The organism is Vibrio sp. 10N.222.49.C12, from assembly GCF_041475025.1.
Lineage (GTDB): Bacteria > Pseudomonadota > Gammaproteobacteria > Enterobacterales > Vibrionaceae > Vibrio > Vibrio crassostreae_C.
This window is the reverse complement of the sequence record NZ_JBFRVF010000048.1, coordinates 66,701-81,227: the sequence shown is the minus strand read 5'-3', so window position 1 is coordinate 81,227 and position 14,527 is coordinate 66,701. Positions and strand designations below refer to the sequence as shown.

At 45.1% G+C, this 14,527-nt stretch carries 9 protein-coding genes, 1 pseudogene and 1 riboswitch; of the genes and pseudogenes, 4 read left to right on the top strand and 6 right to left on the bottom strand.

Annotation, left to right across the window (positions count from 1 at the left end; translation table 11 throughout):
* Positions 1-315 precede the first annotated feature (315 nt).
* The 3 genes from purL to ltrA all read left to right on the top strand — a co-directional run bounded on the left by purL (position 316) and on the right by ltrA (position 8,036).
* Positions 316-4,224 (top strand): phosphoribosylformylglycinamidine synthase, encoded by a 3,909-nt coding sequence (gene purL, locus AB4583_RS15070; protein ID WP_372118066.1) that lies wholly within the window; start codon positions 316-318, stop codon positions 4,222-4,224.
* A gap of 297 nt (positions 4,225-4,521) precedes the next feature.
* Positions 4,522-5,727 carry a hypothetical protein gene (locus AB4583_RS15065; protein WP_372050917.1) on the top strand — a complete coding sequence of 402 codons (1,206 nt, stop codon included), beginning with the start codon at positions 4,522-4,524 and terminating at the stop codon, positions 5,725-5,727.
* Between the two features lie 836 nt (positions 5,728-6,563).
* Positions 6,564-8,036 (top strand): group II intron reverse transcriptase/maturase, encoded by a 1,473-nt coding sequence (ltrA, locus tag AB4583_RS15060; protein WP_029626754.1) that lies wholly within the window; start codon positions 6,564-6,566, stop codon positions 8,034-8,036.
* Between the two features lie 206 nt (positions 8,037-8,242).
* Here the strand turns inward: ltrA and dapD are convergent, their stop codons facing one another.
* From dapD to AB4583_RS15030, 6 genes and pseudogenes are all read right to left on the bottom strand, one after another.
* A complete protein-coding gene (gene dapD / locus AB4583_RS15055) occupies positions 8,243-9,274 on the bottom strand; it encodes a 2,3,4,5-tetrahydropyridine-2,6-dicarboxylate N-succinyltransferase (protein ID WP_017059885.1) in 1,032 nt (343 codons plus the stop codon).
* Between the two features lie 258 nt (positions 9,275-9,532).
* Positions 9,533-9,676 (bottom strand): annotated as a pseudogene (locus AB4583_RS15050) (MarC family protein); the annotation flags it as partial.
* Between the two features lie 197 nt (positions 9,677-9,873).
* Entirely contained in the window at positions 9,874-10,863 is a 990-nt protein-coding gene (locus AB4583_RS15045) for a GGGtGRT protein (RefSeq protein ID WP_372050916.1), read from the bottom strand.
* A gap of 23 nt (positions 10,864-10,886) precedes the next feature.
* Entirely contained in the window at positions 10,887-11,579 is a 693-nt protein-coding gene (locus AB4583_RS15040) for an iron-sulfur cluster assembly scaffold protein (RefSeq protein ID WP_372118061.1), read from the bottom strand.
* Between the two features lie 194 nt (positions 11,580-11,773).
* A riboswitch (Fluoride riboswitch) is annotated at positions 11,774-11,858 on the bottom strand.
* A 155-nt stretch (positions 11,859-12,013) separates the two neighbouring features.
* Entirely contained in the window at positions 12,014-12,307 is a 294-nt protein-coding gene (locus tag AB4583_RS15035; protein ID WP_008223840.1) for a YebG family protein, read from the bottom strand.
* 88 nt (positions 12,308-12,395) lie between these two features.
* On the bottom strand, positions 12,396-13,292 hold the full coding sequence (locus AB4583_RS15030; RefSeq protein WP_136978973.1) for a LysR family transcriptional regulator: 897 nt from the start codon (positions 13,290-13,292) through the stop codon (positions 12,396-12,398).
* Between the two features lie 208 nt (positions 13,293-13,500).
* On the opposite strand from AB4583_RS15030, the gene AB4583_RS15025 reads away from it, so the two are divergent.
* Positions 13,501-14,457, top strand: coding sequence for a TDT family transporter (locus AB4583_RS15025; RefSeq protein ID WP_102394077.1), 957 nt, complete (start codon positions 13,501-13,503; stop codon positions 14,455-14,457).
* The last annotated feature ends 70 nt before the right edge of the window (positions 14,458-14,527 follow it).

The window sequence follows — 14,527 nt, the reverse complement described above, 5'->3', positions numbered from 1 at the left end:
GAAAAGTGGAAGCTCCTTTATACCAAACCCCGCAAGGCTGGCAAAGCAGGTTTAATTAAACAGTTGTAAAAGTGGTGATAAATGCAGCAAAAGTACCATTTACGCAGAAAGATAAAAAAAATCACGCAAACGGTTGCTTTTGGTGTTACGTCACAAAAAGAAATGCTTTATAATGCGCTCGCATTGAAGAGGTGGGATCGGCATAGGTTTTTAAACCTTCGGGAATAGCTTCGAAGAAAACAGTTAGGTTTTTCCTTTAACCCACTGAATTTATTCCAATACTACCTTAATCAACTGCATAAGAGACGTAAGCACATGAGAATTTTGCGTGGCTCCCCAGCTCTATCTGAGTTTCGTGTTAACAAGCTTTTAGAGCTTTGTCGTGAATTAAGCTTACCTGTAACAGGTATTTACGCTGAGTTTGCCCACTTTGCTGATCTAACGGCAGACCTAGATGAGTCTGAAGTTGAGAAGCTAGAAAAGCTACTGACTTACGGTCCAACGATTGAAGAGCATGAACCTGAAGGTTTACTGCTGCTTGCAACGCCACGCCCAGGCACTATCTCGCCTTGGTCTTCAAAATCAACAGATATCGCACACAACTGCGGACTGGCTAAAGTGTCACGTCTAGAGCGCGGTACTGCTTTCTACATTGAAACCTCTGCTGAACTTTCTGAACTTCAACTTGTTGAGCTGAAAGCAATCCTGCACGACCGTATGATGGAAGTGGTTTTCACTGACTTCGAATCAGCGGCGGCACTATTTACCGTTGCTGAGCCTGCTCCTTATGCGGAAGTTGACCTACTAACTGGTGGACGTAAAGCGCTTGAAAAAGCAAACGTTACCCTAGGTCTTGCACTTGCAGAAGATGAGATTGATTACCTTCTTGAAAGCTTCACTGAGAAGCTAGGTCGTAACCCGACGGACATCGAGCTAATGATGTTTGCACAAGCGAACTCAGAGCACTGTCGTCATAAGATCTTTAACGCTGATTGGACTATCGATGGCGTTAAGCAAGAAAAATCATTGTTCAAGATGATTAAGAACACCTTTGAAACGACACCAGAACATGTTCTGTCTGCTTATAAAGATAACGCAGCGGTAATGACAGGTTCTGAAGTTGGTCGTTTCTTCCCAGATCCAGAAACTCGCCAGTACAGCTACCACCAAGAAAAAACACACATCTTGATGAAAGTTGAAACGCACAACCACCCAACGGCAATCTCACCGTGGCCAGGCGCATCGACAGGTTCAGGCGGTGAAATCCGTGATGAAGGCGCAACCGGTATTGGTGGTAAGCCAAAAGCGGGTCTTGTTGCTTTCTCTGTATCTAACCTTAAGATCCCGAACTTCGTTCAACCTTGGGAAACTGACTTTGGTAAGCCAAGCCGTATCGTTACTGCTCTGGATATCATGCTTGAAGGTCCTCTTGGTGGCGCGGCATTCAACAACGAATTTGGTCGTCCAAACCTACTTGGCTACTTCCGTACTTACGAAGAGAAAGTAAACTCTCACGCAGGTGAAGAAGTGCGTGGTTACCACAAACCAATCATGCTAGCTGGTGGTCTTGGCAACATCCGTGATGAGCACGTTCAGAAGAAAGAGATCCCGGTAGGTGCAAGCCTAATCGTTCTAGGTGGTCCTGCGATGAACATCGGCCTTGGCGGCGGTGCGGCATCTTCAATGGATTCTGGTTCTTCTTCTGAAGATCTTGATTTCGCTTCTGTACAACGTGAAAACCCAGAGATGGAGCGTCGTTGTCAGGAAGTTATCGACCGTTGTTGGCAGCTTGGTGATGCGAACCCAATCGCATTTATCCACGATGTGGGCGCGGGCGGTATCTCGAATGCTCTTCCTGAGCTAGTCGACGATGGCGAGCGTGGCGGTATCTTTAATCTACGTGACGTGCCAAACGATGAGCCGGGCATGAGCCCACTTGAGATCTGGTGTAACGAATCTCAAGAGCGTTATGTAATGGCGGTTGCTGATAAAGACATGGCAACGTTCGACGCGATTTGTAAGCGTGAACGTGCACCGTACGCAGTGGTTGGTAAAGCAACTGAAGAACGTGATCTGAAATTAGAAGATTCACACTTCGACAACACGCCAATCGACATGCCAATGGACATCCTATTAGGTAAAACACCTAAGATGCACCGTGACGCGAAAACGCTAAAAGCTAACAACCCTGCGATTGACCGTTCTGGCATCGAGATGAACGAAGCGGTTGACCGTGTTCTTCGCTTGCCAACAGTCGCTGAGAAAACATTCCTTATCACCATCGGTGACCGCTCGGTAACAGGCCTTGTAGCTCGTGACCAAATGGTTGGTCCATGGCAGGTTCCTGTTGCTAACTGCGCAGTAACAGCGGCAAGCTACGACTCTTACCACGGTGAGGCTATGTCTCTTGGTGAGCGTACGCCAGTGGCACTTCTAGACTTCGGCGCATCGGCTCGTCTAGCGGTTGGTGAAGCAATTACTAACATCGCAGCGACCAACATCGGCGATATCAAACACATTAAACTGTCGGCTAACTGGATGTCTCCAGCAGGTCACCCAGGTGAAGATGCAGGTCTTTACGAAGCGGTTAAAGCGGTTGGTGAAGAACTATGTCCAGCTCTGGGTCTAACTATCCCAGTGGGTAAAGACTCAATGTCGATGAAGACCAAGTGGGAAGAGAATGGCGAGCAGAAAGAAGTAACGTCTCCGCTATCTCTTGTTATCACTGCGTTTGCACGTGTTGAAGATGTTCGTAAGACGATTACTCCTCAGCTTCGCACTGACAAAGGTAATACAAGCCTAGTTCTTATCGACCTAGGTAACGGCAAAAACCGTATGGGTGCAACAGCACTTGCACAGGTTTACAAGCAGCTTGGTGACAAGCCAGCAGACGTAGACAACGCAGCGCAACTAAAAGGTTTCTACGAAGGCGTTCAAGCACTTGTAGCGAACGACCAAGTTGTCGCTTACCACGATAAAGGCGATGGTGGTCTATTCGTAACGCTAGCAGAAATGGCATTCGCAGGTCACTGTGGTGTTAATGCAAACATTGAAGCGTTAGGTGAAGACACGCTAGCAGCACTGTTCAACGAAGAGCTAGGTGCAGTAATCCAAGTCCGTAACGACGACCTAGACGCAGTACTTTCTACTCTTGCAGCTAACGGTCTAGAAGCATGTTCTCATGTGATTGGCTGCGTTGTTGGTGAAGGGGAAGCATCAGATGAACTAGTGATTAAGTCTGGCGAGTCTGTAGTGATTGAACGTAACCGTACTGAACTACGTACTATCTGGGCTGAGACAACGCACAAGATGCAAGGTCTGCGTGATAACCCAGTATGTGCTGACCAAGAACATGAAGCGAAGAAAGACAACTCGGACCCAGGTCTGAACGTGAAACTGAGCTTTGACGTAAACGAAGACATCGCAGCACCGTTCATCAACACAGGTGCTAAGCCTAAGATGGCGATTCTACGTGAGCAGGGTGTTAACTCTCACGTTGAAATGGCAGCAGCATTCGACCGTGCAGGCTTCGAAGCAACTGATATTCACATGAGCGACATCCTAACAGGTCAAGCGGTACTAGAAGAATACAACGGCCTTGTGGCATGTGGTGGCTTCTCTTACGGTGATGTACTAGGTGCTGGTGAAGGTTGGGCGAAGTCGGTTTTGTTTAATGACTCTACTCGTGACCAGTTTGAAAACTTCTTCAAGCGTGAAGATACCTTCTCTCTAGGTGTGTGTAACGGTTGTCAGATGCTGTCGAATCTACGTGAACTTATCCCAGGTGCGGAGTACTGGCCACGTTTCGTTCGCAACGAATCTGAGCGCTTTGAAGCACGTTTCAGCCTAGTAGAAGTTCAGAAGTCAGATTCTGTATTCTTCAACGGCATGGAAGGTTCTCGTATGCCAATCGCTGTTTCTCACGGTGAAGGCCGCGTAGAAGTACGTGATAACGACCACCTAAACGCGATTGAAAACTCAGGTACGGTTGCTCTACGTTACGTTGATAACAACGGTAACCAAACGCAGCAATACCCGAATAACCCGAATGGTTCGCCAAACGCTATCACAGGTTTAACAACGACTGACGGCCGCGTGACAATTATGATGCCTCACCCAGAGCGTGTATTCCGTACGGTTGCAAACTCTTGGTCTCCGGAAGGTTGGGGCGAGAATGGCGCTTGGATGCGTATGTTCCAAAACGCACGTAAGAACGTGAGTTAATTGAAAACGATTTAAACAGTGTTATCGGGACAATAACCACAAGCGCAGATCGAAAGGTCTGCGCTTTTTTTGGTGGTGAGTGTGGTGTAGGGATCACCGTATAGTGGATGTGTGTATAACAAACTTTTGGACAATTCCGTGTCAGTGACTTTTCTAAATTAGTATTTAATGAATAACTACAGGTATAACAAAGTAATTGTTGAGCGCTAATGGGAAGAATTGGTTTATGGTGCGAAAGCAACTGAATTCATATAAAATAGCATAACTAATTGATTCCTATATTTATCAGAGGCAAAGATGAAAAAAACTTTAATTGCAATCAGCTGTACAGCGATCATCGGTGGTGGTGCCTTGGTTGCCAATAACATGTTGATTAAGAATGCAGCAGAAACTGTGACCAGTGAAGTTGAAAGCTCACTAATTGGACTAAAAAACCAATTCATTGATGCCCAACTGATCGATACGGAAATCAACAATAACAATATCAAGCAGAATTTCGCTATCTACATAAACAATGGTTCAAAAAGACTTCCTGAACCAATCTACCTAAGCCACACAGCAACGGTTGCGCCATTCGGACTTAGCGTTGAAGGTAATTTTAGTCTCCCGAAGGATAAAGGACTTACCTCAACGTTAATCAGAGAGGTAGCAAGCTTAAATGAAAGCATAAAATACACATTCGATACCAGCAATCAGTCTTTAGATCTACAAAGCAACTTCTCACTTGGAGAAATCAATACAGGCCGCTCAAGCAACTTCAAACTTGGCGATGTTGAGATTCTGTTTAAAGGCAATAAAGAAGCCTTCACTACATCCACAAAAATTGACGGAATTAGAATCTCTGAAAGAAGAGAACAGGCCTATATAAACGGCATTGAGCTTAAGTCAAATATCACTAATGACACCCATAATACTGAAATAATTGCAAATGATGGAGGTTTCAACGATCGATCTGGTGGATTTAGCTTCAAAGACGCGAAGTTGCATTCAGCAATTACAATTGAAGACAATACGAGCCTGAAGCTTGATTGGAAAGTTGACTCACTAGATCTTCAATCTCCAAACATCACCCAACTATCGAACAAACTTGGCTTAAGTGGTGAGATTAAAGGAGTTAATACTCAAGAGCTTAATAGCTTCATCGGTTTGATTGAAAGAAATCCTACAGAGGAAACAATTGAGGCTGCTTTTAAATCCATAATAGGTAATGGGATCAAATTCGAGAATATCAACATCTTCGTTAATGACTCAAGTTCCGATGGAGAAATTGAAATAATGCCTAAAAATTATAAAGGCTTAACTAACCGAGAATCAGAAGAGGCATTTGAGAAGTCCCTTAAAGTTGACTTCAATGTCACTATCACACCAAAGCTAGTTAAATTACTTGAAATCAACCAAAACGCATTGGACAGACTGTGGAACGAAGAAGAGTCAGGTAACTACACCACAACGATCAAGCAATCACTTGGGAAGACATTCATCAATGGCGTCGAAGCGAACTAACATTTCGTTCAAAAGTCTATTGCCGCCTTGCTATTTGAACATGCTAGGCGGCATGAATTCTCAGCTAAAGTACCAAAAGTACTCCATATATAGTAACGCCTTTCTTCACCGCATAAAATTAACTCAAAAGTTTTAAATATCCCTATGGTCGATACTGCATATCTGAGAAATTCTGAAGGGTAGACTCGGTCGGATTACCTCTTATAGGGTTAATATATATAAACACGATATTTACTATCTCGAACTCTAACCAACAATGGGGCGTGCGACGTGAAGTCGTATGAAGCGCTGTTCACCGCTAAACGAGTGAACCATCTGTATCACCAGATGAACCTAGGAGCCTGAATAAAGTAGCGGCTTTGACAATGTAACGAAGGTTGGTATTTTCCAATCGGGATTGAAATCGTGAGAGGACGATCCTCCTGATAACCACAACATCGGGTGAGTGCTAGGTAGTCAGCATGATGAACATAAGTGAATCCGCGTAAGGTGCGTTATGTTGTGAAACAGCGGAAGTGGTTAATACGCTGTAGCCAAAAGGCACGAGAGTCGGAAAGAGATTGCCCCATGCTCTTTCGTGATCATTGAACTCTCTGCACCATAGCGGGCATCTAAACTGACATTGCGTGACATACGGAACACGGTAAGCCTGTATCACTCCCTACGGGAAAGCCTCTGTGGCCGATAGTGATGCGGGTAGAGGAGGTTGGAAAAAGCAAAGGCTGCATTGTAATGACGCAGATACAGGTTTGTGCCTGATCACGAAAGTGAGCCCACTTCCAACTGGTCTCTCGTTGCGAGAGAGTTTGAAGAACTTTATTAAGGAAGAAAAGCAAATGACGATTTCGAATGAGATTAGTGCATCTTCTGACAGTGCACTGTGGCAATCCATTAACTGGAAGGCCGTAGAGGCGAACGTCTTAAAGCTTCAAATGCGTATCGCAAAGGCAACTAGAGACGGTAAACACGGCAAAGCAAAAGCATTGCAGTGGATACTGACTCACTCTCGCTCAGCAAAACTTCTTGCTGTTAAGCGAGTTTCTCAAAATAAAGGCAGTAAAACGCCTGGAATAGACGGCGTTGTCTGGAACACAGACACGCGTCGTATGAAAGCAGTAAATCAACTGAGTCGGAAAGCTTATCAAGCGAAACCACTCAGGCGTATCTATATCCCCAAAAAGAATGGCAAGCTTCGACCTCTGGGCATCCCATGCATGATAGACAGAGCACAACAAGCGCTACACCTATTATCGCTAGAGCCCATATCAGAAACAACTGCCGACCCGAATAGTTATGGCTTTAGAGCAAATCGTAGCACGGCTGACGCTGTCGACCAGTGCTTCAAGTGTTTGGCTTTAAAGAAATCGGCTAAATGGGTTCTTGAAGGAGATATTAAAGCTTGCTTCGACAAAATCGGGCATCAATGGCTTATGGATAACATCGCCATCGATAAACGGATGTTGGAGCAATGGCTAAAGTCAGGCTTTGTAGACAAAGGGCTGTTTTACGACACCGACGAAGGCACTCCTCAAGGCGGAATTATATCCCCCACCTTGATGTTGATGACGTTATCGGGTCTCGAACAGCGCATTAAGTCTACCGCGCTTAAGAAAGGAGCAAGAGCTAACTTTATTGGATATGCCGACGATTTCGTCGTCACTTGCGCTTCAAAGGAAGTGCTCGAGAACGATATCAAACCGTTGATTGCTGATTTCTTAGCGGAAAGAGGCTTAACATTATCCGAAGAGAAAACGCACATTACTCATATCAACGATGGCTTTGATTTTCTTGGGTTCAACCATAGGAAGTACAAAGGGAAACTGCTCATCAAGCCGAGTAAATCCAATACGTTGATGTTCTTAAGCAATCTGCGTGAACTCATCAAAAAGCACGTAACCCTTCCAGTGAATGATCTTATCAAACTGATAAATCCTAAACTCAGGGGATGGTCGAACTATTATCGGCACTGCGTAGCTAAACAGGTATTCGGATATGTAGGTCACAAGTTATTCCATACGTTATGGCACTGGGCTAAAAGGCGTCATCCAACAAAGTCTAAAACTTGGATTGCCCTAAAATACTTCATCAACCGAAAAGGCCAATGGCAGTTTCACGGTTGGCAGAAGATCATGGATATGGATTGCCAGTTCAATCTCTTCCAAATAGCCAAAGTGCCAATAGAAAGGCATGTGAAAATCCGAAGTGCAGCGACACCCTTTGACCCTCTTTACCAAGAATACTTGGTAAAGAGAAAATCTAAAAGGCTAGCTCGTAACTCTTGGAACGAACCTGCTTCGACTGCTTTATAAGTTGCTGGGTATCAAACGATGCCTTCGTGGAGGCTTGAGCCTAGTGCAGTGAAAGTTGCACGCTGGGTTCTTAGGGAGACGGCACTTGGTAACAAGTGTCGTCCACCCGACAATAATGATTCCCAGAACATACAAAAAAGCCGCTGGATTGAACCCCAGCGGCTTATTATTTTCTAGCATCTAGCATCTAGCATCTAGCGCTTAGATTAGTTGTTGCTGTGTAGTTCGCTGTTTAGCTCAACAGCAGACTTGTTCGCAAGACATTCAATTTGGCCAGTGATTGAGTTACGACGGAACAGAAGATCAGAAACGCCAGCTAGATCGCGAGCTTTAATGATCTCTACTTCGTTGCCTTCTTTATCTAACATGCGAACCTTAGTACCCGCAGTCACGTAAAGACCAGACTCAACCGTACAACGGTCGCCCATAGGGAAGCCAAGACCAGCGTTTGCGCCTAGTAGGCAGTTTTCGCCGATAGAGATAACCATCGTACCGCCACCAGACAGAGTACCCATGATAGAAGCGCCGCCGCCGATGTCTGAACCGTTACCTACAACAACACCCGCAGAGATACGACCTTCAACCATGCTCACGCCAGTTGTACCAGCATTGAAGTTGATGAAACCTTCGTGCATTACTGTTGTGCCTTCGCCTACGTGTGCGCCAAGACGAACACGAGAAGTGTCAGCAATACGAATACCTGTTGGTACTACGTAGTCCACCATTTTAGGGAACTTGTCTACGCAATCTACAGACAGAGCACGACCTGCAAGGCGAGCTTCGATTTGACGCTCAGCCAGCTCAGGTAGGTCGATAGGGCCTTCGTTTGTCCATGCGATGTTGTGCAGTAGACCGAAGATGCCGTCCAGTACCGTACCGTGTGGTTGTACTAGGCGGTTAGAGATAAGTTGTAGCTTTAGGAAGCCTTCAGCAACTGATGCTGGCTTCTCGTCAGTAGCAAGAACAACAAGAACAAGTGGCTGTTCAGACGCTGCCGCTTTTTCTGCGAAAGATGCGTTAGCTGCATCATCGTTTGCTGCGAATGCTTTCGCCAGTTCTGCGCTTTGTGCAGCAGAGATTTCGATAGCTTGGTTGCCTTCAGCGTAACCTGACACTTCAGCTACAGCTGCTACAAGAGCGTCGCTTGGGTTTAGAAGCGGGTTAGGGAAGAACGCTTCAATGATTTTATTGTCGCGATTTTTGGTTGCCGTACCGAAGGCTAGTGAAAAATAAGCCATGTTGAATCTCCATGTGTTGAGTCTTGATTTTGCTATTCCAAAACAACGGCTCGAATAACAAGCGCTGCCGTTAGCAAAGTTAATTTAATTGCGTTCATCATAAAGAGAGCGCCCTCGTTATGAAAGGGCGTATCGGGATAAAGTCTGTAAAATGATATTGCTTGTCTTTTGAGAGATAGTTTTCTGCAATGAGAAAACACTGCAGATCAACACAAATTGATTGGTGCGTTAATCAACATTCTCCTGTGAATCCCCTCTTTAGATAAACAGTGCCTTATAAGCTTGCTCAATCCCTTCAATCAACATCTGCATACCGATTACCGCGAGTATCAACCCCATCATTCGAGTAATCACGTTCAGTGCGCTTGGTCCAACGGCTTTAACGAAGCGCTCGCCAAATACGACAGCAGAATGTATTTAATCTTAGATACAAATAATTATTAGAAATAGATAGTAGAGCAAGTGTGAATAAGAAACAGTCAGCATAAGGCTGGCTGTTTGGTTTTAGTGATAGGTGTAGAGTTTTAGTCGTCCGTTATTGCTTGATTCTCAACTAACAGACTCTACATAACAGGCAGATTGTGGGACTCACTTTGTCGTTATGCGTGTTGAGATTCACTCACTGCCACAGCCAATGCAACCGTCGATCCGACCATTGGGTTGTTGCCCATGCCGATGAAGCCCATCATCGCCACGTGAGCAGGAACTGAAGAGCTACCTGCGAACTGAGCATCAGCGTGCATTCTGCCCATGGTATCGGTCATGCCGTAAGACGCTGGGCCTGCTGCTACGTTATCTGGGTGCAATGTTCGACCTGTACCGCCACCTGAAGCAACTGAGAAGTATGGCAAACCTTGGCGAGTGCGTTCTGCTTTGTAGATACCCGCTACTGGGTGTTGGAAGCGTGTTGGGTTGGTTGAGTTACCCGTGATACTCACATCCACTTCTTCTCTGTGCATGATCGCTACACCTTCACGTACGTCATCAGCGCCGTAACACAAGATGTCGCCGCGAGGGCCTTGTGAGAAACGGCGGCGCTCAGTTTCAACAAGTTCACCTGTTTGGTAATCGTATTGAGTGCGCACGTAAGTGAAGCCGTTGATGCGAGAGATAAGATAAGCCGCATCTTTACCTAGGCCATTTAAGATCACTTTCAATGGGTTTTTGCGTGATTTGTTGACGTTTAGCGCAATTTTAATCGCACGTTCTGCTGCAGCAAAAGACTCGTGACCCGCAAGGAAGGCGAAGTAGTGGCTCTCTTCATTGAGAAGACGAGCGGCTAGCGCGCCATGGCCGATCCCGACTTGGCGTTGTTCAGCAACACTGCCGGGTTTGGTGAATGCTTGGAGGCCTTCACCAATAATATTAGCGGCTTGTTCTGCGCTGGTGGCTTTACGAAATAGCGCCAGTGCTGAGCCAAGGATATAGGCATCGGCAGCGCTTTCAAAAGCGATAGGTTGGGTATCCATCACTAGCGCTTTTGGATCAACGTTGTGGGCTTTACAGTATTGGTCAGCTTGCTCTAAAGAGTCGAAGTTCATTTCTGCCAATACGCGAGTTACTGATTCATTAAATTGAGTGTTCATCATATCTTTCCTCTAAATTGGCAAAATTACTGTTGGCGTGGGTTAATGGTGGCAACGGCTTCATCGAAGCGGCCATAGGTCCCTGTCGCAAGGTCGGCCGCTTCATTCGCTGGCACGCCTTGGTTAATCGCCTTCATCATTTTTCCGAGGTTGAGATATTCGTAGCCAATCACTTCGCTGTGATCATCAAGTGCAAGTTTGGTTACGTAACCTTCTGCAAGCTCTAGGTAACGTACGCCTTTTGCAGCGGTTGAGTAACTGGTACCCACTTGGCTGCGCTGTGTTTGACCTAAGTCTTCTAATGCAGCGCCAATTTCTAGACCGCCTTCAGAGAAAGCTGATTGAGTTCGACCGTAAACAAACTGCAGGAAGATTTCACGCATGGCTACGTTAATAGCGTCACACACTAAGTCAGTATTTAGGGCTTCAAGAATGGTTCTTCCGGTGAGGATTTCGGCTGCCATCGCGGCTGATTGAGTCATGCCTGAACAACCAATCGTTTCGATTAGGGCTTCTTCGATGATGCCGTTTTTTACGTTCAGCGTTAGTTTTGCTGCACCTTGTTGTGGTGCACAAGTACCGACGCCATGGCTTAAGCCAGAAATAGCGATGACATCTTTTGGACTAACCATAGCGCCTTCAACTGGAATTGGTGCTGAAGTGTGTAGATCACCCCTTTGGATAGGGCACATTGATTGAATTTCTGAAGAGTAGTGCATAATGTTTTCTCACTTATAGAGCCATTTAAGGCCTAGGGCGTTGAGAAAACAGGACGTGTTGGAAGAGGTGCGGCTAATTCACTACAGATCTTGAGTATCGATAATCCAAAGGTGTCATGGAACTTGGTCTTAATAGACTAAGTCCATTTCAAAATGGAGGAATAGCGATACGTCCAACAGTATTACCTGTTTTCGATTCTGTAGGAGTCATTAGCACTGTTCGGAAAGAACGGGCGGTTGAAGCAAAAGCTTAGGTGGAACCCCATCACCTGATGGCTATAGATTAGATCTTCCTCACACTTTCATGCAAGCGAATGTTTAGAGCGATTTCGACTATAAACAAGCTTCATTATATTTCGATAAGTATAAAAAAACGCCAATAACGAACTCTGATTAGAGGCGTCATTGACGTTTTTTAGAAAGGTATCAGCTAGTTAAGCTGCATCTTCTTCTGCGTCTTCAACAGCTTCAAGCTTCTTAGCTTTTTTCGGAGCTGGCTTACGCTTAGCACCTAATGCGTAAAGAACTTCTTCTTTGTTCTTCGCTAGGTACATTGCAAGTTCTTCTTGCTTGCCTTCATCTTCAACTAAATCGCTTTTGCCTAACAGTTCAAAAAGCTCATCAGCCATATCCAGCATTTTGTCGTATGCGTCAGCTTCGGCTTTAGAGGTAAAAGTCATTTTCTCTTCTCCGTTGCGTTCCACCACGTACTTGACGATAACAGCCATGGTTAATCCTCTAAGTTTGATAAATTTTACTGGCTTTTTATACAGTTTCTGATGTTAAAAGTCCAGTTGGAGCCCGTACTATGCGGCCTCAATCTTGATGTGCCGCCCAGTATTCACAATAACTCATGAAAGATTTCAGCAGTGGGCTTTGATATTTGTCTTTATGGACCAGCATCCAGAATCGGCGTTTCATATCAAGTGGCACATTAAGCGCTTTTACTCGGCCTGAATCGATCGCTCGCTGAGCAGCTAAACGAGACAAACAGGCAAAGCCAAGACCGGCAGAAACAGAGTTGATGATTGCTTCTGTGGTGTTGAGTTCAAAAGATTCATACCAATGTTCGATGCGCGGTGCGACGGCACGAAGGAAAAACTCGCGAGTCCCTGAGCCTGATTCACGTAAAATCCAATGGCTGTCTTCTAAATCGCTTAAAATCACTTTTTCTTTGGCAACGAGAGGATGTTGATTACTAACAATAATGCACATTTCATCGCTGCTAAACTGACTCGAAATGAGTTCAGGGTGTAATGTTTTTCCTTCAATTAGCGCGATATCAAGTTCATAATCCACCAACTTTTGGCAGATCAGTGCACTGTTTGAAATGAACAAGCTTTGATCCTGATGTTGAGTTCGTTCGCGAAAGCCTGACAAAATAAACGGTGCGACCTGATTACCAATCGTGTCACTCGCGCCGACCTTTAGATTGCCACTTAAAGGCTGATCATCACGGAACAAAACATCAATACCAGCAGCACGATGTAATATTTCATCCGCCAATGGAAGTAACTTATGTCCCTCTTGGTTGAGAATTAATCGGTTGTTGACCCGGTCAAATAGAGAGTGGCCGAGTTGTTTCTCCATTTCGCCTAGTGCCATGCTGACCGCAGCTTTAGACAGAAACAGAGCCTCAGAGGCAGCAGTCAATGTCGAGTGCTGAGTAATAGTGACGAACACTTTGAGCTGTTTTATTGAAATATTAGCCATCAGATTCCTAGTTTTACTCTGCTGGTGAAAATGGATTCTGTTCAGTATTGATGAACACTTGTTATATATAATTGGATATTGTTTAACGAAGCGCAAGCGTATTATGGCTTCAACAAGCTGATGAGTTCACAAGTTTAGTGAATTAGGTTTAAGAGAGGCTGACATGATTCAACGTATTAAATATAGATTAACAGGAGCTCCAACACCCATGGCAGGGTTAGCACTCGCAATTGCAAGCTTAGGCTGGTGTTGGGATGGTGTTCTAGTCGCACAAGGTATCTTACACACACCGGGTTTGGTGCAGTGGATCAGTGCTGGCATTGCGGCGGTATTACTTCTTGTTTTAGCTGTGAAATTTTTGATTCATGGTCACCTATTGCGTGAAGATCTTGCTCACCCTGTTGTCGGCAGTGTGGTACCAACATTTGCAATGGGGTGCATGGTGGTGTCAGCATCTTTAGCGCCAATCTCTCAATTCTTACAAGAAGCTATGTGGTTGGCTTCTGTGGCTTTGCATGTTGTGTTTCTAATGAGCTTTTTGTACCACAGAGCTAAAAACTTTGAGATTCACCACATGGTGCCAAGCTGGTTTGTGCCACCGATCGGTATTATCGTCGCTGACGTCTCTTTCTCAGGTAATCCAGTTTTAGAGCCAGTAGCTAACGCGACTTTGGTATTCGGCTTATTGGTTTACGCAGTAATGCTACCAATCATGGTTTACCGTTTGATCTTCTCTCACGAAGTGCCAGATGCTGCAAAACCAACGATTGCGATTATGGCAGCACCGGCAAGCCTATCTTTGGCGGGTTACTTAACCGTTACTGCTAACCCTTCACCTGTGATCATTGGTTTACTATTTGGTATTGCAGTGTTGATGACGTTCATTATCTATATGGCGTTTTTCAAACTACTTCGTCTTCCATTTAGCCCTGGTTATGCAGCGTTTACATTCCCTATCGTGATTGGTGCGACGGCACTGTTTAAATTGGCGGCTTGGATGGAAAGTGTCGACATTGCAAGCCAATACATAACTCAAGTCCATGCTCTTGCAGTACTGGAACTGGTGGTCGCAACATTGGTGGTGAGCTATGTTGTGATCAGGTATTTAGCTTTCTATCGACCTGTCAAAACCATACTGTTTTCAATGCGTTTGTCGATGAAATAGACGATTAGTCTACTTTGTTTTTAATATCAATTAGATGGTTTGAAAAGTATAATTCAAAGAGTGTACATGA